Annotated in this window: 19 protein-coding genes and 1 tRNA gene; 3 read left to right on the top strand and 17 right to left on the bottom strand. The window is 57.3% G+C overall.

Features of this window, described 5'->3' with window-relative positions:
• Positions 1-128: 128 nt before the first annotated feature.
• The 8 genes from OZY47_RS04500 to gap form a co-directional block, all read right to left on the bottom strand.
• A complete protein-coding gene (locus OZY47_RS04500) occupies positions 129-476 on the bottom strand; it encodes an RNA polymerase-binding protein RbpA (protein WP_277177166.1) in 348 nt (115 codons plus the stop codon).
• A 147-nt stretch (positions 477-623) separates the two neighbouring features.
• Entirely contained in the window at positions 624-3,332 is a 2,709-nt protein-coding gene (locus OZY47_RS04495) for a DEAD/DEAH box helicase (protein WP_277177165.1), read from the bottom strand.
• Between the two features lie 45 nt (positions 3,333-3,377).
• A complete protein-coding gene (locus OZY47_RS04490; protein ID WP_277177164.1) occupies positions 3,378-3,887 on the bottom strand; it encodes a hypothetical protein in 510 nt (169 codons plus the stop codon).
• A gap of 15 nt (positions 3,888-3,902) precedes the next feature.
• Positions 3,903-5,813, bottom strand: coding sequence for a WYL domain-containing protein (locus tag OZY47_RS04485; RefSeq protein ID WP_277177163.1), 1,911 nt, complete (start codon positions 5,811-5,813; stop codon positions 3,903-3,905).
• A 249-nt stretch (positions 5,814-6,062) separates the two neighbouring features.
• Positions 6,063-7,457: a UTP--glucose-1-phosphate uridylyltransferase gene (locus tag OZY47_RS04480; RefSeq protein WP_277179155.1), complete on the bottom strand. Its 1,395-nt coding sequence runs from the start codon at positions 7,455-7,457 to the stop codon at positions 6,063-6,065.
• Between the two features lie 295 nt (positions 7,458-7,752).
• Positions 7,753-8,490, bottom strand: a complete 738-nt coding sequence (locus tag OZY47_RS04475) for a Fic family protein (protein ID WP_277177162.1) — start codon at positions 8,488-8,490, stop codon at positions 7,753-7,755.
• Positions 8,483-8,668, bottom strand: coding sequence for a hypothetical protein (locus OZY47_RS04470; RefSeq protein WP_277177161.1), 186 nt, complete (start codon positions 8,666-8,668; stop codon positions 8,483-8,485). Before OZY47_RS04470 ends, OZY47_RS04475 begins: the two co-directional genes overlap by 8 nt.
• 261 nt (positions 8,669-8,929) lie before the next feature.
• The gene (gap, locus tag OZY47_RS04465; RefSeq protein WP_277177160.1) at positions 8,930-9,952 is read right to left on the bottom strand and encodes a type I glyceraldehyde-3-phosphate dehydrogenase; all 1,023 of its coding nucleotides are present in this window, start codon (positions 9,950-9,952) and stop codon (positions 8,930-8,932) included.
• A gap of 286 nt (positions 9,953-10,238) precedes the next feature.
• Between gap and OZY47_RS04460 the strand changes: the two genes are divergently transcribed.
• Positions 10,239-11,075: a LysR family transcriptional regulator gene (locus OZY47_RS04460; RefSeq protein ID WP_277177159.1), complete on the top strand. Its 837-nt coding sequence runs from the start codon at positions 10,239-10,241 to the stop codon at positions 11,073-11,075.
• A 186-nt stretch (positions 11,076-11,261) separates the two neighbouring features.
• On the opposite strand, the gene OZY47_RS04455 is transcribed toward OZY47_RS04460, so the two are convergent.
• The 3 genes from OZY47_RS04455 to OZY47_RS04445 form a co-directional block, all read right to left on the bottom strand.
• Positions 11,262-12,785: a DUF2130 domain-containing protein gene (locus tag OZY47_RS04455; protein WP_277177158.1), complete on the bottom strand. Its 1,524-nt coding sequence runs from the start codon at positions 12,783-12,785 to the stop codon at positions 11,262-11,264.
• A gap of 123 nt (positions 12,786-12,908) precedes the next feature.
• Positions 12,909-15,116 carry a hypothetical protein gene (locus tag OZY47_RS04450; RefSeq protein ID WP_277177157.1) on the bottom strand — a complete coding sequence of 736 codons (2,208 nt, stop codon included), beginning with the start codon at positions 15,114-15,116 and terminating at the stop codon, positions 12,909-12,911.
• Positions 15,117-15,340: 224 nt separating this feature from the next.
• On the bottom strand, positions 15,341-15,886 hold the full coding sequence (locus OZY47_RS04445; protein ID WP_277177156.1) for a TetR/AcrR family transcriptional regulator: 546 nt from the start codon (positions 15,884-15,886) through the stop codon (positions 15,341-15,343).
• A 131-nt stretch (positions 15,887-16,017) separates the two neighbouring features.
• On the opposite strand from OZY47_RS04445, the gene OZY47_RS04440 reads away from it, so the two are divergent.
• A complete protein-coding gene (locus tag OZY47_RS04440; RefSeq protein WP_277177155.1) occupies positions 16,018-16,536 on the top strand; it encodes an HXXEE domain-containing protein in 519 nt (172 codons plus the stop codon).
• A 142-nt stretch (positions 16,537-16,678) separates the two neighbouring features.
• On the opposite strand, the gene OZY47_RS04435 is transcribed toward OZY47_RS04440, so the two are convergent.
• The 4 genes from OZY47_RS04435 to OZY47_RS04420 form a co-directional block, all read right to left on the bottom strand.
• A complete protein-coding gene (locus tag OZY47_RS04435) occupies positions 16,679-18,244 on the bottom strand; it encodes a hypothetical protein (RefSeq protein ID WP_277177154.1) in 1,566 nt (521 codons plus the stop codon).
• Between the two features lie 114 nt (positions 18,245-18,358).
• A tRNA-Pro gene (locus OZY47_RS04430) sits at positions 18,359-18,432 on the bottom strand.
• Positions 18,433-18,608: 176 nt separating this feature from the next.
• Positions 18,609-20,744, bottom strand: a complete 2,136-nt coding sequence (gene der / locus OZY47_RS04425; protein WP_277177153.1) for a bifunctional cytidylate kinase/GTPase Der — start codon at positions 20,742-20,744, stop codon at positions 18,609-18,611.
• Entirely contained in the window at positions 20,741-21,514 is a 774-nt protein-coding gene (locus OZY47_RS04420; protein WP_277177152.1) for a pseudouridine synthase, read from the bottom strand. The genes der and OZY47_RS04420 overlap by 4 nt, the downstream gene beginning before the upstream one ends.
• Before the next feature lie 220 nt (positions 21,515-21,734).
• On the opposite strand from OZY47_RS04420, the gene OZY47_RS04415 reads away from it, so the two are divergent.
• On the top strand, positions 21,735-22,751 hold the full coding sequence (locus OZY47_RS04415) for an aquaporin (RefSeq protein WP_277177151.1): 1,017 nt from the start codon (positions 21,735-21,737) through the stop codon (positions 22,749-22,751).
• 31 nt (positions 22,752-22,782) lie between these two features.
• Here OZY47_RS04415 and OZY47_RS04410 read toward each other — a convergent pair whose 3' ends face one another.
• Entirely contained in the window at positions 22,783-23,070 is a 288-nt protein-coding gene (locus tag OZY47_RS04410) for a DUF3017 domain-containing protein (RefSeq protein WP_277177150.1), read from the bottom strand.
• A 356-nt stretch (positions 23,071-23,426) separates the two neighbouring features.
• The gene (gene purH, locus OZY47_RS04405) at positions 23,427-25,088 is read right to left on the bottom strand and encodes a bifunctional phosphoribosylaminoimidazolecarboxamide formyltransferase/IMP cyclohydrolase (RefSeq protein ID WP_277177149.1); all 1,662 of its coding nucleotides are present in this window, start codon (positions 25,086-25,088) and stop codon (positions 23,427-23,429) included.
• Position 25,089 lies beyond the last annotated feature (1 nt).

Raw genomic sequence — 25,089 nt, 5'->3', positions numbered from 1 at the left:
TGACGTTGGAGCTTATATGCAAAACGACGGGCAAGCGTTGATTGCTTCCCGTCGTTCGTTTTCATGACTTTCCCCTGATGACGTTCGTGGCGAACCCAAAGAATGGCCTGCGGCCTACTCCCCTGGCCTCACTCGTAATCCGGGAACCAGCCCTCGTTGTGCATCTTCAGGCGCTTGGCGAGCAGCTCCTTGAGCTCGTCCTCGGTGCGGCGCTCCATGAGCATGTCCCAGTGCGTGCGGGTCGGCTTCTTGATTTCGTCCACCTCGGCGTCGTCGGCGTTCTCGCGCTTGGCGACCTCGCCGCAACGGCATTCCCATTCGGCGGGAGGCTCAGCGCCCTCGGCGAATGGCAGGATCGTGCGGTGCCCTTTCGGGCAGACGTACGCCACATCGCTTCGTGCCGCGAAATCCACGTTGTCGTCCGATTCCAGCGATTTCGCCCCGATGCTCATGCCGCGCAGGCTACGTTCGGCCATAGATATGCCTCCTTAAAACATTGCTTCATCCAAGCTACAAAACAGTTTGGACGAGCATCTTATTCCATCAATCCACGAAAAGCCAATGAATTCGCCGCATCCGAAGCGCCGTGAAGCGCAGGGCGCATATAGCGGCGAACGCCATGCCTAGTCGACGCCCGAATAGGCGACGATGCCGCGGTTGACCATCTTGACCGCCGCCCGCGCCGATTCGGCGAGGTTCGGGTTGCCCTTCTCGTAATAAGGGTAGGCCATGGCTATCTGCTGCAGGATGTCGGCCACGCGCTTGGCGTTGCGTACGAAGTCGCCGCCGGTCATCTCGGTGCCGTGCAGAATCTGCGCCAGGTCCTCTCCCCTGGACCAGTCGTACATCACGTCGACGATGCCGAAGTCCAGCGGCTCGGATTCCTCCAGGTCGGCGTCGTCCTTCATGCCCTCGACGTCGGCGAAGATCTCGCGCAGGTCGCCGCACACCTGGGCCACCTGGCCGTCCGGGCCTCCAGGGTAGCGCTTGGGCTCGTTGTCCCCTCCCCTGCGGGCCTGATAGACCAGCGAGGAGAGCACGGCCGCCAGCTCCTCGGGCTCGAGGTCGTCGAAGATCTGAGAACCGATCGCCTCGGCGAGCACCAGGTCGTACTCGCTGTAGAGATGACGCAGCAGCTGGCCGCTTTCGGTCAGGTGATAGGCCTTCTTGTTATTCGCGTCTTGCCGTTTGATGGTATCGTCGTCAATCGTTTCGAGGTGATTGACATTATCGCTATCCGCAGTTGCACCACGCTGTTGCGTGCTCAGATACCCCAGCGACTCGAGGATGGAGCATATACGGTCGAACTGACGGGCCACCGAGCCCGTCCTGGAGTCATAGCGGCTTTGGGCGCGGCGCAGCTCCTTGGACTCGCGCAGCCAGCGGTTGCCCCACTTGAGGTGCTTCTGGAAGTCCGGGCAGGACTTGCACGGGTGGTCAGATTCCTCGTTTTTGAGCTGCGCGATGCGCTGGTCAAGGTCACGGAAGGCCGCGGTGCGCTCCTTCTGGTTGTGGTACTGCCGGCGCTTGAGATGGCGACGCTCATCCTTCTGCAGGTATGAGAGCTTGCGGCGGATCTCCATCAACGATTTGAAATCGCCGTGCGAGCAGGCGAAGGCCTTCTCATAACCCTCGACGGCGCCACGCAAGGTGACGATGCGTGATTCCAGGTCGCCGGCGGACTCGTTGGCCTCCCACTGCGCGAAGGAATGGTCGAGCGTGTCGCGGGCCACGTCGTAATCGCTGGAATTGAGCAGGTTGACGGCCATGTTGAAGGTCGGTTTGAAGCTCGAGTGCAAGGGATAAACGCGTTTGCTGGAAAGGGAGGCGAGCGTGGCCGGCTCGAAGCCGCGATGGTCCACCACCACGGCGTGCCCCACGGTGTCGATGCCACGGCGGCCGGCGCGTCCGGTGAGCTGGGTGAACTCTCCCGGCGTCAACGTGACATGGTCGGTGCCGTTGAATTTCTGCAGCTTCTCCACCACCACGCAGCGTGCGGGCATGTTGATGCCCAGCGCCAGCGTCTCCGTGGCGAAGACCATCTTGACCAGCCCCTCCTCAAAGAGCCGTTCGACGATTTGGCGGAACAGCGCCACCATGCCGGCGTGGTGCGGCGCGAATCCCTCCTCAAGCGCGTAACGGAAACGCGCGAAGTCCAGCGCCTTGAGATCGGTGTGGCTTAATTGCCCCTCGACCATCTCGTCGACGATCTTGCGAATGCGCGCCACCTCGTCCTCGGTGGTGAGTTCAAGTCCGGCGTTGAGGCACTGCTCGACGGCCTGGTCGCAGCCATTGCGCGAGAAGATGAAATAGATGCCCGGCAAGAGGCCAAGGTAGTTGAGCTCGTCGACCACGGCCCAGCGGCGCGGCGCATAACGCTGGATCTGGTAGGACGAGCGGTGGTTGCGCTTGCCATGACGGCGTCGCCGATCGTCGCGGTGCTCGGCGGCTTGGCGTCGCGCTGCCTGCCGGTCGAGCTGGTCGATACGCTCGATCAACTTGGCGTTGAGCTTGGTGGTCTGTTCCCCCTCCTTGTTGTGACGATACAGGTCGATCAGCTGCGGCTCGTGGCGTTCGTCGGACTGCACCATCACCTGCTGCTCCAACGGCACCGGCCGCTTTTCGGAGACCACGAGCTTGGTGGTGCCGCGCACCGACTCCATCCACGCGCAGAAATCTTCCACGTTCGAGACGGTGGCGGAAAGGCCGATCACCTTCACCGATTTCGGCAGGTGGATGATGACCTCCTCCCACACGGGCCCGCGGAACTTGTCGGCCAGGTAATGCACCTCGTCGAGCACCACGTAGCGCAGCGCGCGCAGGGTCTCGGAACGCTCGTAGAGCATGTTGCGCAGCACCTCGGTGGTCATCACCACGATGTTGGCCTCGGAGTTGATGGAGGTGTCGCCAGTCAAAAGGCCCACGTTCTTCTCGCCGTAGAGCGCGACGAGGTCATGGTATTTCTGGTTGCTCAGCGCCTTGATCGGCGTGGTGTAGAAGGCCTTGACGTTGTGCTGCTGGGCCAGGTAGATCGCGAAATCGGCGGCCACCGTCTTGCCCGCGCCCGTGGGTGCCGCCACCAACACGTTGTCGCCCGCCTCGAGCGCCTCGTTGGCCTCGATCTGGAACCGGTCAAGTTCGAAGGGCAGTGTGGAGGCGAAACGCGCGGCCTGGGAGGCATTGTAGGTCTGCTGGCGCTTGAACGAGGCGTAGCGTTCGGCCGGCGAGGGAGAGGACTCCTCGGCGCTCTCCTCCTGCCCGTCATTGATGATGCGTTCGATGGAGGTGCCGGGAATGCGATGTGAACGGTGGGAATGATGCGAATGGGTCATGACTGTATTGGTTTGTCGCTCCAAAAAATAATGTCTCTATGGTTCTTAGATGGTATCGGCGAGGCTGTTCGTCGGTTGGCCGCTGTTGCCATTGCTACCAGCGCCGGTCCCGGCTCCGCTATTGCTGTTGCTATTGACAACACCGTTCGCTTGGCTGGCGTCGCTACCGGCGTTCGAGGATTGGGTGGTCCCGTTCGACGAACTCGCCCCAGTCTTGTCTGCCGCCACGCTTCCGGGCACGGGGTTGTCGCGCCACAGCGCCCACTTGCCCTCATGGCGCTGACGTTTCCTCGCGTCACGCGTCACGACGCCCTCATGCGCCTTGCTATACCGGCGTGAGGCCGTCTCCAATGGTTCCGTGAACGACGGGCGCGGAACCTTCGAACCGTGGTGATTGTCGTCGCCTTGCATGGCGCCAAGATAATGTTGGATGTTGTTGACCGTGCCGGAGGCGCTTTTCGCGGCGCGCACCGCATGAATCCCAGCGTAGGCCACGCCGCACGCGAAGACGGCGAGCACGACGACCGCCACTATGATCCAACCCCACCAAGGCATAGACGATTCCTTACTTTACTTCTGCTCGAGGCTGAGCTCGCGGTGGGCCCTGGCCACGATCATCAGGCGAAGCGTCTCGGGGGCCACGGCGACGATATGGCGGGCGTGCGCGATGCAGAAGGCCACGAACCAGGAATCCGAGGAGACCGTAAGGTGCACCTTTTCACCCTCGCCGCAAGGCTCCAATGTGGCGCCGGGCAGGGTCTTGATGAAGGAGAGGCCAGGCTTGTCGGTGATGAAGACGGCCGGCGTGCCGTTGTCGAAGCTCCACTTGCGCAGCTCGGCGACCGGAACGTTGGGGATGTCGAGCTTGGCGGTCGGCTCGACCAGCGTGGCCTTCTCGATGCGCGAGAGGCGCAGCACCTGCCAGATGCGCGGCAGGCCGTTGGCCTTGTTGATGGTCGTGTCTTTGGCGACGAACTGCTTCTCGTCCTTCGGCGCGGCCTTGGCCACATCCGTCCAGACGGCGACGTAGTACACGCCTTCGTCCACGAAAATCTTGGAGGGTGCCACCAGCTTGCGGCGCGTGCGGCCGGTGCCGTCGGTGTATTCCATGTCGAGCAGGGAGTCGGTGGAGATGGCGCGCTTGATGATGCCGAAGCTGCGCGGCTCCACCTCGTAGCCGGTGAGGCTCAGCCATGGGGTCTCCCCCGGCTTGACATGCTGCTGCAGGCGCTCGTAAAGTTGCTCGGCCTGCTCACGCTGCTGGTCTGGCAGCAGGGAGGAATGGGCGAGATAGCTCACCGAGGCGGTCAGCATGCTCAGGTATTGCTGCGAGATGCCGGCTAGGCGCTCGAGGCCCAGCGAGTTGGTGGCCGAGACGATGCCCTCTTCGTCGAGCAGTGACCAATCGATGTCGAAGAACTGGCTGCCGGCCATCTCCCCGTCGTCCGAGACGGTGGTCAGCGTGTTGATGTCCTTGCGGATCACCGCGATCGACTTGCGCTTCTCGTCGTCGTTCTTGGGCTCTCCGATGAAACGGTCGGCCAGCTCCTCGAGCGAATACTCCTCGCCCAGGTGGGCGGAGAGGAAGAGCATGAGGCGCAGCCTGCGGTCCACCTCGCTGCCGGTTTGGAAGGAGTTGCCGTGCTTCTGGTGGTTCTTGGATTCCTCCATGTCGCTGTCGGCGCTCGCCTTGCTGATCGAGTTGGAGACGATGGTCTCCTTCACCTCGTTCTGCGACTCGTCGGCCAGCGTGAAGTTCGAGGCGGCGTTGAGCCTGCGGTTCAGGGCGTCCACGGCCTCCTGTGGGGAGAGCACGCACGCGCCGGGATGCTCGAGGACGAACATGGCCAGATCGTCGGAATCGCTGTAGGCGACGTTCATCTGCTCGCCGTCCACATCCACGGTGGCCGCGAAGCGACGTGAATCGATGACCTTCACCAGCGTGTCGGGAATCGGCTGCGTGCCCAGGCCCGGGGCGATGGAATCAAGACCGAGTCCCGGCGTCGGGGTCTGCGGGACGCGCGGCGCGGTGCGGGAGGTGTGCTGTTGCTGCTCCTCCTCATGCTTGGCTGAGAGCGAAGAAATCGACATGGAACGGGCCAGATAATTCGCGGCGGCCAGAACCGGCAGGTCCTCCTGGCGAAAGCGCAGGCGCACGCGAGGCTCGTCGCCGAGCTGCAGACGGTACGATGCGAAATCCTGGCCTTCGGATTTCGATGAGTATTCTGGCTGGCGTGATTCGATGGCGATGCCCATCGCCGCGAGCTTGGCGCGGTCGCGCTGGAACTGTTTGGCGAACGCGGCCTTGGCGGCCTGGTCGGCCAGCTCCCCGTAGGAATCGGCGTAGGCCTTGACGCGTTGCGCTATCTGGCGTGAGGTGAGCCATTGTGGAAACGCGGATGACAATACAGCCAACACGTCCAGCTCATGTTTGCCCCACTTGTCGGAAAAACGTCGTCTCCCGTTGCTTCCTTCTGCCATTAGTCCTCACGTATCGTTAGTGTGCAAGTATGTCGTGCGTCTTTTAACGCACCGTTACTATATTAGATGTTTTTCTGGGAGAATTGCGCGATTTTTCAAATTTGACGTATTCCTCTCACTTTTTGCCTCTTCACCTGACTGTGGTATAATCCCGGCCTTTTCGACGCTTGGTTCGTTTGTGGTAACGATTGCCGTCGCCGACCGTGACATCGAATTTGATAGCGCTGCCGGCGACGCCTTGAGGCAGGGCTATCTCCACTCGTCGGGCTCGACGCCCTGCGGTCCCACGAACTCGCCGTTGGGCACGTAGCTTGGCTTGCCCTCGTCCTTCAGCAGCGCGTCGCCATAGAAGACGACGTTCTGCCCGAAGGTCCAGTCCCCCTCGATCGTCACCGAGTTGGCGGCCGCCAGCGACGGCACCGAATACGGGAAGCGCTCGTTGAAGTCCTCGATGTTCTTGTAGTACTCGGGGTTGAGCTTGATGTCGGGGAAGATGTAGTTGCCATCCTCCATCTCGTAGGAGTCCGTGAGATGGAAGCGGTCGGAGCGCATGATGAACAGGTCGTCGGTGGTCTTCACCGGCAGGAAGCGCATGCGGTCCACCTGCACGCAGATCGCGCCCTCGAACAGGCCGACAGCCGCGCCCATGGCCGTCTCGAGCTGCACGACCTTGGTGGTGCTCGGGTCGGTGGGGTCGACGGTCTTGTAGTTGCGGATGACCGGCAGGGGCAGCACGCCGTCGTATTCGGCGAGCTTGTCGCGCAAGGCGTCGATGCGCACCCAGATGCTGTTGGTGTTGAAGTAGGGATGGCGTTCGATGTCCTGGGCCATCTCCTCGTCGTCGGGATGCACCTGCGTCATCTCGCGCAGCATGAGCTGGCCGGTCTTCCTGTCACGCACGAAATGGCCGCCTTTGCGGTCCGCGTAGGTGCGGTTGGCGACCTCCATCATGAAGGGCGCGCCGGTGTTCTCGAAATACTGCGCCAGCGTGCGCGAGGGGCGTGCGCCGAGGTTGTCGGAATTCGAGATGAACAGATACTTGAAGCCCTGCTCCTCCAGCGTGTCGAGCAGGCCGGACTCCCAGATCGTCGAGAAGAGGTCGCCGTGCCCCGGCGGGCACCATTCCATATTCGGATCGTCGGGGAAACTCACGGGCTCGCCGGTCTCGAGGTCGATCTTCGGCTCCTGGTGCTGCACAATCTCCATGGGCACGTCGGTCTGCTTGAACTTCTTGCTGTGCTTGAGCACGCGCATCGTGTCGGCCGAGGTGCGGAACGAGTTCATCAGGGTTAGCGGCAGCGGGACGTTCAGGCGCTCGCGGGCCGTGACCACCTGGCCCAGGATGATGTCGATGAAGCGCATGCGGCGGGCCTTGTGGCGGCGCACGGGCAGCAGGGACTTGGCCTGGTCGAGGCCCATCGAGGTGCCCAGGCCGCCGTTGAGCTTGAGGAAGGCGGTCTTGGCGAAGGCGTGGACGGCCTTGTCGTGGTCGATGGTCTTGTAGACGTCGTGGAAGCTCGGGACGTCGTGCACCGGCTCGATGTCGTCCTCGCGGATCCAGCCGGCCTCGTCGTTGCCAATCCAGTCCTCATAGAGACGCTTGAACTGCGAGACGGCCATCTCGCTCATGCCGTGCTCGCGCATCTTTCGTTCCGAAGCCTCGAATGCGTCTTCCACGCCGCACCCCTTTCGTCGTTGTCGCTTGCCTGTTCACATGCCATCGGCACTCGGCCAACGGCGATAACTCCATACAAGTGTAGCCGCTTATCTCAAAGCTTGCTGAATGTTTGCGGGATGCGGCGTGCCCAGGTGGTGATTCTCACAGGTCGCAGGTTGGGGCGAGCTCTGCCTCCACTTTATTTTGAACCTTACCTTTTACTTTCCAGCTGCGTTCAGTCCCTGCTCGAGAAATATGGTCAATTGCAGCGGTTCTTTTTCGTTAGGACTTCGCGTTTTTACCCGCATAACGTTCGAAGAGCGAGGGATACTCCGCTGGGTCGAGCATGATACCGATGGTTTGGGTTGGTACATATTCGCCATTGCTTAGTGCCTTGGGATTAGGACCTGCGACGAGCGGTTCGTCCAACGGTTTGACGATGGTGTCGAACATTTGGATCAGCAATGTCAGATTGTCGTCACGCATAGCGGTGATTGAAGCTTGATCGTTGAAACTCTTCGTCACCAATCCCCAATCGAAATGCCAACCGGCATCGTGTGCGATGAGCTCCCAAAAGATTCGTTGGGCGCGGCCATTGTCCTCGCGAAACGGATGTAGGTTGTTAAGGTTGTCGTAGTTGACGCTCAGTCGTTTGATGAAAGTCTCTCGGTCCATATCTTTGAGCATGTTGTCTTGCCGCAGAATAGACTCGACATATCGCGATCCGGTCTCCAGGAACGCGACTGGCAGGAATGTCTGACCGCCTTTTGAGATATCGACGGTTCGGAATTTGCCAGCCCACGGATAGACTTCTTGAAATAAAGCATGATGAATCGAGCATAATTGGCTGATTGTTCCATCAGCTTCCAGATGTTCGCCACGTAACTGCGCGCTCGAGTAAGTGACAAGCAGGCATTCGGCATACAGCAACTCTTCCTGCGTTTGCGCGTTCACGAGGTTTACCAGGACGTTGTTGCCTCTGATGAGATATGGGTCGATGAATCCGTTCTCGTCAGGCATGTGCTAGCTTTCGTCGAACGCGATCTCTGACGCGCTGCCCCCATTCATCAATATCGATATTGCCAAAGATGTATTCCTTGGCGTCGACCATAAACTCTTCATCGACATACTGTCCTTCCATTTCAGAGGAATGAACGGCCTGGTACACATCCTGCGCGCGTTTCTCCACAATGGTCATGAGTGGCATCCCTCCAAGGAAGACGACAGATATTTCAGCTATATCCAGCATAATGCATGCTACGGCGATATGTCTTGTGGCTATTTATGCCACGTCGAGTCCTGACGACTTGAATTTCTTCACGGACGACATGTACTCAGTTCACAGAATCACGCGGGAGTGAGCAGGATACCGAGCATAAAACACCGCCGAAACAAGACCTTTATGTGAGGGTGGTGATTCGGCGCCGAGTCGGTATACGAGTGTTTGTGCAATGGCTTCTCAGAGCTTCGCGTAGTGCAGGAGGGTGCGGACCATGTTGCAGGTGAAGCCGTATTCGTTGTCGTACCAGGCGTGCACTTTGGCGAGCTCGCCCTCGCCCTCGCCCTTGCCGAGGCCGATCACCTCGGTCATCGTCGGGTCGAAGATCGCGCCGTGGGTGTCGCCGATTACGTCCGAGGAGACCAGGCCGCTGTCGTCGTAGCCGAACGACTCGTTGCCTGCGGTAATCGAACGGAACATATCGTTGATCTCCTCGGCGCTTGGCGACTGCTCCAACACCAGCGCCAGCTCGGTGAGCGAGCCGGAGCGGACCGGGACGCGCTGCGCCTTGCCTTTCATCTTGCCGTCGAGCTCGGGGATGACCAAGCCAATGGCCTTGGCCGCGCCGCTGGAATGCGGGATGATGTTTTCCCCGGCGGCTCGGTTGACACGTGGCTTGCCGCTTTTGGGACCATCGGTCAGGCTTTGCGAGGCGGTGTAGGCGTGAGTCGTGGTCAGGGAGCCGGCGCGGATGCCGTACCGGTCGTTCATCGGTTTGGCCAGCAGCGCCACGGACTGCGTGGTGCACGAGCCGGGCGAAATGATTGTGTCGTTGGCTGCGAGGATGTCTTGGTTGACGCCGTAGACCACGGTAGGCACGTCGCCGGCTGGCGCGGAGATAAGCACCTTTGCCACGCCGGCGTCCAGATGCGCCTGTGACTTGGCGTCGCTGGTGTAGAAGCCTGTCGATTCGACCACGAGCTCGACGCCGTTGTTGCGCGCCCAAGGAATCTTTGAGGCGTCGCGCTCGGCGTAGACGTCGTAGTGTTTGCCGCCCACGATGATGCCGGTCTCGTCGCTGGAGACCTCCGTTGGGAACCTGCCCTGCACGGTGTCGTGCTGCAGGAGGTAGGCGAGCATGGCCGGGTCGGTGAGGTCGTTGATGGCCGCTACCTCCACCTCGTCGCCGCCCAGCTCGAAGAGCCTGCGGAACGTCAGCCGGCCGATGCGGCCGAATCCGTTGATGCCGATTTTCACTGTCATCTTGGTATCCTTTCCGTGCCGGAGCGCTTCTGGAATGCTTCGAACGCTTCTTGGTTATGGTTACGAAGATAACGAGAAATGGGGTGCGTGCATAGTACCTGAAAATGACAGATATATCAGTTTTGATGATATATAGAACTTCGAGGTTCTAGTAAAATGCTTATTGCTTAAGTTATTCTAGCGTTGATTTCTTTTCAGATACATCGTGATTAATGATATATTGAACATTCAAGCAATTTAGCAATCAGGTAATCCGGCAATTAGATAATCACAAGGAGCGGCCGCTATGAATCTCAACGATCTGGACATTTTCTGCGCCATCATCGACGAAGGCTCGCTCAACAAGGCCGCGAAGGCGCTCGGTTACGCGCAATCCAACGTCAGCGCGCGCCTCAAGACCCTCGAACACGAATTCCAAACCACCCTGCTGGTCCGCCAAACGCGGGGTGTCACGCCGACCGCCGTGGGCAGGCGTCTCTACGACGCGTCCGTGCGCATCAACGCGGAGCTCGGCGAGGTGCGTCGTGTGGCGGCCGGCACGCCCGGCGACCTGCTTGTCACCGAAACCCTGCTGCACCATCTGATGACCAACGACCCCACCTTCTCTCCCGGCCGGTTCGACACTGTGGCCGTGCGCCGCCAGAGCGAAATCATCCCCGAGGCGCGGCGCCACCAATACGCCGCGGTCATCTCGTTTATGGACCTCTCCACCTTGACCAACTATCGCAAAGCCGGAACGTTGACGCTCAAAGCCGCATATCTTGTTGGATTGGATGACGAAAGTGCGACAAGCGAAACGACGGCTGGTGCTAACCGAACTGGCGAAAACAATGTTGGCGAGAATGAGACGCTTCCCATACTGATCAACAGCGACCGCGAATGCGCGTTCCGCAAGCAAACGCTGCAGGACCTCAGAACCTCGGCGGGAATAGACTCCAAAGACGCGCCCCGAAAGACGATGGAGGTCGACTCGCTGGAAACCATCATCACCATGGTCGAGCAGCGCAAAGGAATCGCCCTCCTCCCCACCTACCTAACTCACCAGCGTAAGCTGCGGGCTATGGACAGTACTGAAATCGACCTCCGCTACACCATCTACGAAGATGTTTCGCTTCTCTCCTAATAAAGAATAAAACAGAAGTCTTGTCACGTTAAACATTCATGTGGTTTCTTGTGATTGATAGGTTGAGATTCCTGCCGCCATTGTCCCTTTCGTGGTGAGTACTGAGTTTCGGATCTAGAATGCTTAATTCCTTACGTTGCTTGAATTCTCAAGTCAAAGGAAAGCGTGACGGCTTTTGAATCGTGTTCAGTCACCATTGCCATTCGCCTCGATTTCTGCGAATTTGTTTTTCATGGTCTCGTTGCCCCGGGTGAGTCTGCGTATGGTCACTTTCTGCGCCTTGTCGTTGGCGAGGCGCAGATTGCGTTCCGATCCGAGCAGGTTCTCCTTGATCTTCTTGAGGTGGTCGATGGACTTGTCGATCTCGGATATCGCGGTCGTGAATTTCTTCGAGGCGAGCTCGTAGTTGCGGCCGAACGCGCCCTTGAAGTCATCGAGCTGCTCCTCGAAATGCGTGATGTCGAGGTTCTGGGCCTTGACCTCGTTCAGCTCTACCTTGTACTTCAACGCGTCCTGGGCGGCGTTGCGCAGCAGCGTGATCATGGGGATGAAGAACTGCGGGCGGATCACGTACATCTTCGGATACCGGTAGGAGACATCCACGATGCCGGTGTTGTACAGGTCGCTGTCCGGCTCCAGCATCGTCACCAGGACCGCGTACTCGCAGTTCTTCTCCCTGCGGTCCTTGTCCAGCTCCTTGAAGAAGTCCTCGTTCCTGCGCTTCCTGGATGCGCTGTCGGTCTCGTTCTTCATCTCGAACATGATCGACACCAGTTCGGTGCCGTCCGAGTCCGTCTCACGGAAGATGAAATCGCCCTTGCTACCTGTTCGCGCGTCGTTGTCCTTCTCGAAATACGCCGTCGGGAACGCGGTCGGACGGATCTTGTTGAACTCGTCCTGGCAAAAACGCTCCAACGACTCCCCGACCATCTTCGTCGACTGCCTCGTCTGGAAGTCCCGCAGACGCTCGATCTCGTCATCCCGGTCCTTGAGCTGCACCTCGTAACGATCCTTCATCGACTTCTGATCCAATTCCCGCTTGAGGCTTGTCTGTTTGAGGCTGCTCTGAAGCTCGGCGATCTCCTTGTCCTTCTCGGCGGTGATTTTCTGACGTTCCGACTCCAACGTGGACTTGGCGAGCCTGTCGGCCGACTCTCTCTCAAGACAGGCCTTGTCCAGGTCGCTTTTCAGCCCGTCGCGCTCTTTCTCCACCTTGGCGATGGCGGACTCCAGATCATGTTTGCGCGAGGCCTTCAAAGCGTCAAGCTCGTTTCTGAGCTTCGCTGCCTCGGCCTCCTTTTCGGAGACGCTCTTCTGCAACTCCGTCTGAGACTGGGCCTTAGCCACCTCCAACGCCTTCTCCTGCTCCAGCTTGGCCTGGTCCAACTGGGCCTTTAGCTCGTCACGTTGCTTCTCGATGGGGCGCACCGCCTCGTTGACCGCCATATCCTTGGCCGAGCCGCTGGCGTCCAGCTTTGCCTGCAAGTCCTGAATCTGCGCATCCTTGCTCGACTCAGCCTTCTGCAACTCCGCTTTGGCCCTGCTGCGCTCGAGCTCAAGAGCCTTCTCCTGCTCGCGCCCAGCCGCCTCAAGCCGCTCGCCAAGCTGCTTGTCGAACTCCTTGTCCCGCACCTGCTTGACGATATCCGCATACCCGGCCTCGTCAACCGTGAACACTTTCCCACAATTCGGGCATTTAATCTCCGCCATCGAATTCTCCTTGATGAATTCTAAAAAGTTAGTAGCGTATTAGCAATTAAAAAACTTGCATTACAAAATAAACACTCAGTAGAACAAGTCCAATATTTTTCTTAAATTTTACAAGTTTAAACGCTATTCTTCATGACTGTTCTCTTCATCAAGAAGTTCCGTTAGCCTCCTGTAAGACTCTTTAAGATGCGAATCAGATAAATCGATAATAGGTTCATACATAAATGCGTTTACGTGAATACTTTCGGGAGTCATTAATACAGCTTCGTCTACTATTTCTCTATTTTCAGGATTTCCATTATTGAGAGTCTTAAATCGTCCATACAAAACCCCAGTTTGATCAGAGGAAATATTGGACACAAAATCATCATCGTCGATTTTCGAGATCATATATCTTTCGGCTTCGAGACGAACCGCTATTGTAAGAACAAGCTTATTCTCAAGATTAGGGCTTTCTGGAGATTCCAAGAGTCGATTAGCCTGTTTGAAAATTAGTGCAACAACAGATTCTGGCTGCCCACTGACGTTAAACGAACCTTCTTCCATAAAAAAGCTATTGAAGATGTTATCTAAATCAGTTTGGTTAATTTTTTGGGTATCACCTTTCCAATGTAAAAGAGACGTAAGTGTCATGTAATCCTTATCATCTGTGCCGCGAGTGTATTCAATAAGGTTTCTGACAAAAGGAATTGATGCAATTCGTTTTGTGGCGTCATCATACAGATGCAATTTAAAATCAGCAACAAAAGGATTTTTAATGCCAGTAGCCTGTTTAAGTTCTATTCCGGTATCATTCTTATAAGCAATAAGGCAAGACCCATAACTAACTACATGCCTTAATTCGATCGTTCTAAAGAAATCAAAATTATGAGTCAATATAATAAGATGAAATATACTCTCTTCCGACATCTCTTTTAAATATTGAATAATTGCATATTTGTTCTTATAATCAAAGGAATCTGCAATATCATCAATGATGAACAGAGTTTCTTTTCCAAGTTTCTTCCGTTCTTCTACTTCAAAAAGAATATCTAGGATATAGAGAGCCTTCTTCTCTCCGTTACTAAGTACTCTAAGTAGGGAGTCTCTTTGGATGGGTTCAAGTTGTTCATTGTCAACGAAATCAAAGGACAACTGCGGAATTGTTTCCTTTCCGACTATCATTTCTGTTCTATTTTTTATCGAAACTTTAAAAGGCACATAAAATCGTGCATTAAAAAGATTGATTATATTTTCCCAAGTAGTTTTTTGTTGACGCGCAGTCTCTTCAATTCTAGCCTTTTCATCATTTGAATTAGCGACCGAACACATCAATTCATTTAGAAGCTCTTCATTTTTCTGGAAGTAAGATATCCAAACTTTCTTTTCAAATTGTTTAATATCTGCTAATTCTGGCATATACTCCACATGTGAAGAAATAAAATCATAAAAATCTCTCGTATCGATATTTTTATTAATAATTTTCCCCATTTTATTCAATCTTTTTTTCAATTCTTTATCTGAGGAAATTCTTTCCTTCTCAGAGTCAATCAATTCTTGAAAGCTTTGACTGCTCGTCACTCTTTTTTCTTCGTCAGAATTTTTATTTCTCAATAAAAGAGCATGTTGAGCATCAAAAAAACGATTTGCAGATAGTGACTCGGTAATTTTTTCCGCATTATAATAATTAAAATGGTTTTGACCGAAAAAATCAGAGTCAACTAACAAAGAATTTAACTTAGTTATATATTCATCCAACAATCTTTGAAAATCTTCCGCTTCGAACAATTTTTTAACTTTCGCATTGAAAATTACGTCAAATTGTATATCAGAGAAAGATGAATCAGAATTATTCAGTTGGCTCTCAATTATGGTACATGCTTCGATAAAACTTTCACAAGAAAAGAGATTAGTAATTTCTTCAGAAATCTGATCTAGATGCAGATTGGTATGAGCTGTATCTTTAATACTCTTAAGTAACTCATTTTGTTTCTCGTTAAGTATGGACTCGATTTTTCCGTATTCAGTTCTTAAATTTGCGTCTACTAGCAAAGTTGATACATCATCGGTTAAGCCCAAAGTTTCATCATAGGAATTAATAACTACCACAGAAGAACTTTCAATCGGGCTTCCGGACTCATCTTCTATTCGGCGAACACTTTGTCTTAAAGGAAAAACAACATCTTGTGTATCTTGATTATTTTTCAAATCCTCAAAGGTTTGCGCGAAAGAAGTTTTCATTGTGCCATTTGGAGCGTAAATTGCGTAAGAAGAATATCGCCTAAAATTAAAAGTCGCGTTCAGCTTTCCGATGCCATGACAATTCTGGAATTCTACTTGTAAATGACGCATATTTAATTCTCCATTCAATAAAATATATTATTAAATAGAAGTATACTTCTGAAATCAGTAACGGCAAAGTCATACATTTCGTTTTTGATAACTTTCAGTTTGTTGCGAACTTTGGTTTTGAGTCTTGATTGTATTGACAAATTGTTCTGTGCGAAAAGTGTAATCACCTAAATAATTATTTCTTGGCAGTTGCTTCAGCTTTATTTGTCATCGTCAACCGCATTTTAGCTCAGTTTGGCTGCGCGCTTGGAGACCTGTGACATGAGCGTGGCGGCTAAATGGGTTGGGGCGATTGGTGGATTGGCATCTAGACTGTCGGTGAGGACGTTCCATAGGCCGCCTACGACGAAGAGGTCCGCCAGGCGCTCCTCGCCCAATTCGGGCTCGTGCCAGGGCAGGTTCAACTGTGGGAAGCGTCGGGCGAACACCTCGTTTTGAATCGGCAGGGCCAAGTCCAACAGCCCATTGTTCCGTAACAGTCGGAGACGCGGCGCCTGATCCTGGAAATACATGAAATAATGCCGGATTCCTTGGGCGAACGACATGTCGTCCATTTGTTCGTCCTCATCGACCAACTCCGACATCAGTCCCTCAAGATATCGACGTACCACATTTGTCTTGTCGCTGAAATGCCGATAGAACGTCTTGCGTGAGATTCCAGCTGCGGCGGCGATTTCAGAGACGGTCAGGGACGCGAAGGTGTTCGTCTCCAACTTGGCAAACAGCGCATCAATGACACGATCCTCGGCTCCGGTTCCATTACCAGTCATATCAACCTCAATATTCCTCCACGCCAAGGTGACAATTCGCATGAATCTGTGTCATCCGTTGGACGTTCGCTTCACGAGAGACCTACCTTCTTAGGGTAACAAATGTCACCCTTGACGGAAAGGCCGATATCGTGTCGATATTCTTAAGCTATTGGATCCTGCCCATTGTCTTCATTCTTCACGACTTCGAGGAGATGATCTTGGTGCCCGCGTGGAAACGGCGGGAGTCGGGCAGCGCGAGCCTTATCGAGCGACGGGCTTTCGGCGTCACCACGGACGGTCCGGCGCTTTGCTCCGGTGTGGCTGAGGAGATGGTGGTGCTTGTCGTTGTCTCTATTGTTTGTGAACTCGCCGGCAACACGACTCTGTATCTGGCAAGCTGCGTGGCCTATACCTTCCATCTTTCCGTACACATCTTCACCTGCCCACTAGTGTTCGGCTATATCCCCGGCGCCATCACCTCGCTGATTGAGATGCCGTTCATGATCTGGCTCATCATCAGCTACTGGCGCATCGATCGGTCGGGAATGCCAGTTTATTTGCTCTGGCAGGTCGCCGCGCTCTTGGTGTTTGCCGCGAATCTTATGCTCATCCACAAACTCATGCCTAAGGTCCAAGTCATCCTTCTCAACTACGCACAAAGTAAATGACCCAAAATCGTTGGCCTGATCAGATCGGAATGCTGTTTCGCCTCGTTTCAATCGGAACTTTGCCTTGCACCTTTCTATCTTTTAGAGACGATATGAATCGTGTTAGCGGATGACGGTGTGCCGGAACCCGAATATGGCTACGTCAATGCAGTTCTCTACGTACGTGTGCGGTCACGAGCGCACGCGCCTCATCGTTCAGCTCAATGCCCAGGTCATCGACAATCGACCATACCCGTTGCAGATCCGACGCAAGGTTGAGCATCGCGCGCACGCCATCGATGTAGGTAAGGTCCTTGCACTCATCGTCCTTTTGGAACCCGTTCGTCAGATATCGGTCCCTCGTTGCGTCATCGGGCACGTATCCCAAGCGATATAGCCGGAAACCATTTGGCGCTCGCTGTGTGGTCTCCACCAGGCATACCGCGCCTGTCACCCACTTGCCGGCCGAAAACCAGCAGGACCCGACCAGGCCATAGGTGTCTGGTATGTTCCACGGCAGGCCCTCCCAGTCATACAGCAATTCATGCAGCCAACGTCCCGTCACATACTGTTTTCTGCGTTCCTTTCGAATGGCGTCGGTGACAGCCCGGCCCGTGCCATCTTCGTCATAGGCCATCAACAGCTCTATTCTCAATTGCAAGGCCGGCAGAGAATGCACCACGGCAATCTGCCTGTCGATATGCCCATGATCCTCATCCTTGCTATGAATTTCGAACGACCCGTCCTCACGCGCTCGCACTGACAAGGCGTGCCCGTGATAATGGGTTGGATTCAGATCTATGACGCCGCTGCCTTTCCATTGCGTGTGCCATCCATATCGATATAGCTGGGGGTTCAGGATTCTTTCGACATTCTGGTCGGCCTCTGACTCTATTCGCACGTTCGCTTGGTGAGGTGGGGTCGATGGCTTGGATGTCTTCGTGAAAAGCCTCTTCGGGCTTCTGTCCTTCTGCTCGAATGGGCGCGCCGTCAATTCGTCCACCTGCGACCACCACGTCACCACCTCACGCACGGCGTCGTCCACTTCCACATCGAGGCCATCAACGACGGACCACACCCATTGCAGGTTCCTCGCGGCCTCGAACATCCTGCGCGTGGCCTCCGCATACGGCAGGCACGAGCATAGATCCTCATCGAGAAACTCACCTTGTGAAAACCGGCGTTTCATTCCTTCATTGGCGACATAAGCGAGCCGATACAGCTCGTCGCTTCCTGTGTCGACCAGGCATATTTTGCCCGTTTCCCAGCGGCCAACCGAAAACCATCGAGGATCGACCATTCCCTGCACGTCCGGCAACTCTCCAGGCCTGCCGTCCCAATAGTCCAAGAGCCCCTGCAAGTCGGATTTCCAACGCAGGTTTTTCAAACACTCATCACGCACCCAATCCGAGGCGTCCTCGCCCGGACCGTAAAAAGACGTCAAACGCAGTGCCAAGTCGACTTGCAAAGCCGGCAGGGAACGCACCAGGGACGTCATTCTCCTGCCCGCCATGCGACGATATGACTCATTAAGCATTTGCACCTTGAAAGAACCGTCGTCCAGTATCGTCACGGTGCAAGAAGGCTTTTTGAGCGAAGAAGGCAGTTGCGCATCATGCCATGTCTCCAAGTTCAGCAGATTATCCTCACTGGATGAGGCATGCCAGCCATATTCTCGCAGCAACGGCTCGATGGCTTCCGCTTCTCGCCAATTTTTGTAATACTTCATCGTAGCCACCTGCCGCGCTCTTGTTCGTTCAAGGTTCGTAGGCTTCCCGTCCGGATTCAGCAAAGCCTGGAATTCTTACGTTAGCAAAAACATGAGAATTCCAGGCTCTATTCGTCGGGTCGGCGGGATTTGAACCCGCGACCCCTTGACCCCCAGTCAAGTGCGCTACCAAACTGCGCTACGACCCGAACAGTGCTAAAAGCACCGAGTTGTTAGTTTAGCACTGTTCGCCCCGACCGTCTAGACGGCGTGGCGCGGATGATTCTTTTTCAGAGGTGTCAGAGGGGGTGTCAAGGAAAATAAGAGAAGTGGGCCGATCAGCAAACCAATCAACCCACTTCACCAACGCCTCGGACAGACGGCCCTACTTCTTCTTTTTATTGGCCTTGCGCTCGCGGATGTGCACCGAGATCTGGATCGGGGTGCCTTCGAAGCCATACTCCTCGCGCAGCTGGCGCTCGATGTAACGGCGGTAGCCGTGCTCCAAGAACCCGGTGGCGAAGATGACGAAGCGCGGTGGCCTGGTCGACGCCTGGGTGGCGAAGAGGATGCGCGGCTGCTTGCCACCACGCAGCGGATGCGGGTGCGCCGACTGGATGCGTCCGAGGAATGAGTTGAGCTTGCCGGTGGGTATGCGCTGGTCCCACGACTCGAGCGCGCCGTTCATCGCGGAAAGCAGGCGGTTGGTGTGCCAGCCGGTCTTCGCCGAGAGGTTCACTCGCTGCGCCCAGGTGACGCGGTCAAATTCGGTCTGCCACAGCCGCTCGAGGCGCTGGCGGTCGAAGTCGTCCATCAGGTCCCACTTGTTGAAGACCAGCACGATGGCGCGTCCGGCGTCCACGGCCTGGCTCATCACCTTGAGGTCCTGGTCGGCGATGGGTTGCGAGGCGTCGAAGAGCACCAGGGCGAGCTCGGAGCGCTCGATGGCGGCCTGGGTGCGCAGCGACGAGTAGTACTCGGCTCCGGAGAGCTTGTGCAGCCTGCGCTTGATGCCGGCGGTGTCGATGAAGAGCCATTTCTGCCCGTCGATGGTGATGACCTCGTCCACCGGGTCGCGCGTCGTTCCGGCCAGATCGTTGACCACGGCGCGTTCCTCGTGGGCCAGCTCGTTGAGCAGCGAGGACTTGCCGACGTTCGGCCGTCCGATCAGCGCCACGCGACGCAGGTCGGTGGGCGTGAGGAATCCGGAGGTCTTCTTGGCCTTCGCCAGGGTGTCGACCGCCACGTCGAGCAAATCGCCGACTCCCCTGCCGTGCATGGCCGAGATGCCGTAGGGCTCCCCCATGCCGAGCTTCCAGAATTCGGCGGTCAGGTATTCGTTGGAACCGTCGTCGACCTTGTTGACCGCGAGTATCACGGGCTTGCCGGATTCGCGCAGCATCTGGACGATGCGCTGGTCGGTGGAGGTGATGCCCACCTGCCCGTCGACCACGAAGATCACCGCGTCCGAAAGCCCCACGGCCACCTGGGCCTGCGAGGCGATGGCGGATTCGATGCCCTCCACGTCGCTCTCCCAGCCGCCCGTGTCGACCAGCTTGAACTCGGTGCCGGCCCATTCCGCGTCATAGCTCACGCGGTCGCGGGTGACGCCGGGAGTGTCCTCCACGACGGCGGCGCGACGGCCGAGGATACGGTTGACCAGCGTCGACTTGCCGACGTTCGGCCGTCCGACCACCGCGAGCACGCCCACGGCCTTCTCACGGGCGGCCGAGCGGCCTTCGTCGCCGGTTCCCGCGAGCAGCGCCTGGTCCTCCTCGTCGAGGTCATAGCCCTCGAGGTTGGCGGCGTAACGCGCGTATTCCTGTTCCTCCACGGCATCGTCGACCAGCTGCACCAGTTGGTCAAGCGTCTGCTCGAAGGTGAGGTCGGAGTTGTCGACGGTGGTCACGCCGTCGGCGGCCTTGAGGAAGCTCGTGGTCTTGGCGTCGGCCTTGTCGCGAGCGGCGACGTTCTCGGCGCCCACCCCTTCCTGAGCCTGCCCGGTGCGTCGTGCCTGGCGCACTTCCGGACGCGCGGTCAACAGCACGCGCACCTCGGCGTCGGGAGCCACCACGGTGGTGATGTCACGCCCCTCGGCCACCACGCCCGCCCCCTTGGAGAAGGAGTCGGCGTCGGCCTCGCGGTTGATATAGGCCTGCTGCGCCGCGATAAGCAGATGGCGTACGGGGATGATGTTGGAGACCTTCGAGACATGCGTGGAGACGGCCGAATCGCGGATCGCCTCGCTGATGTCCTCGCCGTCCACCGAGACGAACGGGTCGTCCGGGTCGACGCCGATATCGAAGTGATCGCCGGTGAAGAGCTCCCCCACCATTTCGGTGATGGTCTGCTCGTCCACTTGTTCGGCGTCCAGATCGGCGCCCTGGCTCATGCACCACCAGGCCGCGGCCCGGTACATCGCGCCGGTGTCGAGATAGGCGTAGTCGAAGTATTTGGCCAGCGCCTTGGAGGTCGAGGATTTGCCCACGCCCGCGGGCCCGTCGATGGCTACTCGTATCACAGTCCGACCTCCTTGGAAAGCGTGCGCACCTCGGTCTGCGAAAGCACACGGTAGGAGCCCGGCTTGATCTCGCCGAGCTTGATGGGTCCGATCTGCGTGCGCACCAGGCGGCGCACCGGGAAGCCGATGGCGCCGAAGATGCGGCGGACGATGCGGTTCTTGCCCGAATGCAGCACGACCTTGACCATCGTCTCGTCGCGCTTGGAGTCGATGATGGCGCAGTGGTCGAGGCGAATGAGCCCGTCGTCAAGGTTCACGCCCTGGGTGACCAGGCGACGGCACACGTTGCCGCTGATACGCCCCTCAAGCGTGGCGATATAGGTCTTCTTGACCTCGTAACGCGGGTGCATCACGTGCTGGCTCAGCTCGCCGTCGTTGGTCATCAGGATCAGACCCTCGGAATCGTAATCGAGGCGGCCCATGTGGAAGATGCGCTCGTACCTGTCGCCGACGATGTCGCGCAACGTGAAGCGGCCCTTGGGGTCGTCCATGGTCGAAAGCACCTTCTTGGGCTTGTTGAGCGCCAGGGTGATGTGGCGGGTGTCAAGCCGGATGCGAGAGCCGTCCACACGGATCTGCTGCTTGTGCGGGTCGACGCGGGTGCCCAGCTCGGTGGTCAGCTCGCCGTCGACCTCAACGCGGCCGTCGGTGATGATCTGCTCGCACTTGCGCCGCGAGCCGAAACCGGCTTGCGCCAGCACCTTTTGAAGGCGGACGCCCTCGTTATTATCTTGATGCGCCTTCTCGGCGCGGGAATATGCGTGTGGCATCGTTCTCCCAACGTGGCCATGCGGAATTATCGGCCTTATATGGCCGGTTCCGTCGCGTACAGAAATGAAAAATCATGATATCAGCCGGGCGGCATAAGACACGCGTCGCGGTGTTGAACACGATAACGAAACTATTATACAGGACTTACGCGCCTCCTGCTAGCATTGGTATTTGCGCGGCGTCCTGACGCCGGGAACATAATGTGAAAAGGAATGCAATATGACACAAGCGCAATCACAGCATAATGGTGGCAAGGGCAGGAATGTGCCCAAGATGTTTTCCGCAGCGGGCGGTGAGTTCGTCGGCAGCTTCTTCATCTTCGTGGCCATCTACATGGTCTCGGCGTTGAGCCCGGCGCTCTATGGCCCGAGCATCTTCCTGATCGCCATCGCCACAGGCCTGGCCTACGCGGTCATGACCGTGGTCTTCGGCAAGCTTTCGGGCGGCCAGTTCAACCCGGCCGTCACGCTGGCCGCGATGCTGACCTACAAGACCAAGTTCCTTGATGGCGTCCTCTACATCGTCGCCCAGATCCTCGGTGGCATCGCCGCCGGTGGCGTCGTCAAGCTCATCATCCCCACCTCCCAGACCGCCACGGCGAAGATGTGGTTCGCCAACGCCGTCAACGGCTTCGCTAAGGGCTCGATTTCCGACACGCAGCTGGCCAACGCCAAGGTGACCTTCGGCGTCTGGCTCGCCATTGCCGTCGAGGTGATCGCCGTGGCCATCATCGTCGCGGTCGCCATGCGTACGCTCGATGAGGACGGCAAGGCCACTTCCGCCTCGGCTCTCGCCATGGGCGCGGCCTATGCGCTCGGCGTCACCTTCACCTATCCGATCACCGGCGCGTCGCTCAACCCGGCGCGTTCCACCGGCATCGCCCTCTTCACCATGAAATCTGGCCTGGCCGTCAACCCTGTCAGCCAGCTCTGGCTCTTCTGGATCTGCCCGATTCTCGCGGCCGCCGTGGTCGCGCTGGTGCTGATTCTGGGTCAGCTCATCTCCGACAAGCTCGCCGACAAGGCCAACATGCAGGTCGCGGATGTCGCCGATTTCGGTGCTGAAGAGGTTCCCGCCGAGGCGCAGGCCCAGTTCGACGAGGCCATCAACGTCGCGGAGAACAATGAGGCGCCCGGAAACGACGATGCGCAGGGCAACTTCGAGATGCCTTCGCTCGACTCGCCTTCCGCTCCCGAGTCAGGTTCTGAATCCGATGAGGATTCCGAGGCTAAGTAATGGCCTCAGTAATGGTTTTGGGCGGTAACGCTCAGAGCATCAACCTGATGCTGAAATAAACAACAAGCAATCCGATGCCGAGCGCGATGCCGATAAAGGCGTCGAAGCCGATGGAACGAATCTTCCAAGGGCTCCGGTTCCGCAGAATCAAGCGGATCAGCCCGGTCGCGATGGCCGTCACAGCGAACACCACTGTGGCGGCCATCGTGTGTCCCATGGCGGCGATGACGGCGCAGGCGACGACGATGAGGGCCACGGCCCACTCGAATGCGGGCTTTCCCTCGTTGTCCTCGGAGACAAAGGGATGGTGTGCTGACATGTCGTCGCCTTTCGCCGGATGTTTCGTGCGCCGCCCGTTGCCGGGCCGCGTTTTGCGAACTGCGGCCCATTCTAATTCGACTCATGCCATTTGCGCGGTTGGTCGATGGTTGCGTGCGGTCTAGAAGAGAATATCGCAGTTGATATTCATCTCATTGATTCGGATATACAACAACACCGAAACGAACCTTGGCGGCGGATTTCACACGTGTGTTTGAGCACATCTGGATTGCGAATATATCCGTGAATATGGCGGATGTATCCCGCTTGCCTGAGTATTTGGTTCGTTTCGGCGTTGACTTATTTTTTTGGGCTTATTTTGCCGCCCTCCTCACGGAGCTAGTGGCGCGACGACTATCAGTGGAAGAAATGGCGGGTGTGCGTCAGATACATGGTGGTGCCATGCGTCTGCGCCGCGTCGATGACCTCCTGGTCGCGGATCGAGCCGCCAGGTTGCACGATGGCCTTCACACCCGCGTCGATCAGTGCTTCGGCGCCATCGGCGAACGGGAAGAACGCGTCCGAGGCCGCCACCGAACCCTTGGCCCGGTTTTCGCCGTCGGCCAGTGTGTTGGCGCGCTCCACGGCCAAGTGGCAGGAATCCACGCGGTTGACCTGACCCATGCCGATGCCGACCGTGGCTTGGTCGTGGGCCAGCAGGATCGCGTTCGACTTGACGCAGCGAATGGCCCGCCATGCGAAGGCCAGATCCTTGAGCGTGGCCCTGTCCGCAGGATCGCCGGAGACCAGCTGCCAGTTGGCGGAGTCGTCGCCCTCGGCGTCGATGCGGTCGATGGATTGGACGAGCACGCCGCCGTCGATCTGGCGGAACTGTGTCCGGGTGTGAGGTCGGTTCGCCACGCGCAAGATCCTCAGGTTCTTCTTCTTGGTCTTCAGCAGCTCCAGCGCCTCGGGCTCATAGTCGGGGGCGACGATGACCTCGGTGAAAATCGGGCGCACGTTCTGCGCCATCTCCAGGGTGACCGTGCTGTTCGCGGCGATGACGCCGCCGTAGGCGCTCATCGGGTCGCAGGCGTGGGCCTTGAGATGCGCCTCGGCCACGGTCTCGCCGATGGCCAGGCCGCAGGGGTTGTTGTGCTTGCAGACGGCCACGGCGATCTGTGGCGCGAAATCCCAGACGGCGCGCCAGGCGGCGTCGGCGTCCACATAGTTGTTGTAGCTCATCGGCTTGCCGTTGAGCTGCTCGGCATGGGCGAAGCCGTCGCGGTCAAGACCGTCGGCGTAGAGGCAGGCCTGCTGGTGCGGGTTCTCGCCGTAGCGCAGCGTGTGGGCCCGTTCCCAGGTGCGCGTGAAGGTCGGCGGGAATTGAGGATTGTCGGCCGGGGCCGTTGTTTTGGCGGCGTTAGTCGCGTCATTGCTCTCATCGGCATTCACCGGCGGAACGTTGATGGTGCCGGGCTTGGCCCAATGCTTGCTGGTCCATTCGGTGATTGTGGCGTCATACGAGGCCGTCCTGGCGAAGGCCTTGGCGGCCAGACAACGGCGTTCATCAAGCGTGAATCCCTCACCGGAGTCGACGCGTTGGGCCGCGAGCTGGTAATCCTCCGGGTCGGTGATCACGGCGACACTCGCGCTGTTCTTCGCCGCTGCGCGGATCATGGAAGGCCCGCCGATGTCGATCTTCTCGATGACGTCGGACTCGCCAGCTCCGGAACGTACGGTGTCGGCGAAGGGATAGAGATTGACGACGACCATGTCGAACGGCTTGATGCCAAGCCTCTTAAGTTCCTTGGCCTGGTCGGGATTGGTCATATCGGCCAGGATGCCGGCGTGGATATGCGGGTCGAGCGTCTTGACCCTGCCACCGAGGCTCTCCGGGAATCCGGTCACCTTCTCGACTTCCGTGACCTTGACACCCAACTCCCCCAGCCTCCGGGCCGTGGAACCCGTTGACACGACCTCCGTGCCCTGGCGCTTGAAGGCCTCCGCGAGCACCTCGATGCCGTCTTTGTCGTAGACCGACACCAACGCGCGGCGTATCGGACGATTCGTGTTCATG

The sequence above is a fragment of the Bifidobacterium sp. ESL0790 genome, from assembly GCF_029395435.1.
GTDB lineage: Bacteria > Actinomycetota > Actinomycetes > Actinomycetales > Bifidobacteriaceae > Bifidobacterium.
Note: the sequence above shows the minus strand (reverse complement) of the source record. Positions and strands in the feature narration are given on the sequence as shown.

Excerpts from the sequence above, each read along its gene's own strand:
- purH (WP_277177149.1), bottom strand. The coding sequence starts at position 25,088 with ATGAACACGAATCGTCCGATACGCCGCGCGTTGGTGTCGGTCTACGAC.
- OZY47_RS04450 (WP_277177157.1), bottom strand. The coding sequence starts at position 15,116 with ATGCGTCATTTACAAGTAGAATTCCAGAATTGTCATGGCATCGGAAAG.
- OZY47_RS04445 (WP_277177156.1), bottom strand. The coding sequence starts at position 15,886 with ATGACTGGTAATGGAACCGGAGCCGAGGATCGTGTCATTGATGCGCTG.
- OZY47_RS04410 (WP_277177150.1), bottom strand. The coding sequence starts at position 23,070 with ATGTCAGCACACCATCCCTTTGTCTCCGAGGACAACGAGGGAAAGCCC.
- OZY47_RS04435 (WP_277177154.1), bottom strand. The coding sequence starts at position 18,244 with ATGAAGTATTACAAAAATTGGCGAGAAGCGGAAGCCATCGAGCCGTTG.
- OZY47_RS04455 (WP_277177158.1), bottom strand. The coding sequence starts at position 12,785 with ATGGCGGAGATTAAATGCCCGAATTGTGGGAAAGTGTTCACGGTTGAC.
- gap (WP_277177160.1), bottom strand. The coding sequence starts at position 9,952 with ATGACAGTGAAAATCGGCATCAACGGATTCGGCCGCATCGGCCGGCTG.
- OZY47_RS04500 (WP_277177166.1), bottom strand. The coding sequence starts at position 476 with ATGGCCGAACGTAGCCTGCGCGGCATGAGCATCGGGGCGAAATCGCTG.
- OZY47_RS04485 (WP_277177163.1), bottom strand. The coding sequence starts at position 5,813 with ATGGCAGAAGGAAGCAACGGGAGACGACGTTTTTCCGACAAGTGGGGC.
- OZY47_RS04475 (WP_277177162.1), bottom strand. The coding sequence starts at position 8,490 with ATGCCTGACGAGAACGGATTCATCGACCCATATCTCATCAGAGGCAAC.
- OZY47_RS04490 (WP_277177164.1), bottom strand. The coding sequence starts at position 3,887 with ATGCCTTGGTGGGGTTGGATCATAGTGGCGGTCGTCGTGCTCGCCGTC.
- OZY47_RS04415 (WP_277177151.1), top strand. The coding sequence starts at position 21,735 with ATGACACAAGCGCAATCACAGCATAATGGTGGCAAGGGCAGGAATGTG.
- OZY47_RS04460 (WP_277177159.1), top strand. The coding sequence starts at position 10,239 with ATGAATCTCAACGATCTGGACATTTTCTGCGCCATCATCGACGAAGGC.
- OZY47_RS04470 (WP_277177161.1), bottom strand. The coding sequence starts at position 8,668 with ATGACCATTGTGGAGAAACGCGCGCAGGATGTGTACCAGGCCGTTCAT.
- OZY47_RS04480 (WP_277179155.1), bottom strand. The coding sequence starts at position 7,457 with ATGCGCGAGCACGGCATGAGCGAGATGGCCGTCTCGCAGTTCAAGCGT.
- OZY47_RS04420 (WP_277177152.1), bottom strand. The coding sequence starts at position 21,514 with ATGCCACACGCATATTCCCGCGCCGAGAAGGCGCATCAAGATAATAAC.
- OZY47_RS04495 (WP_277177165.1), bottom strand. The coding sequence starts at position 3,332 with ATGACCCATTCGCATCATTCCCACCGTTCACATCGCATTCCCGGCACC.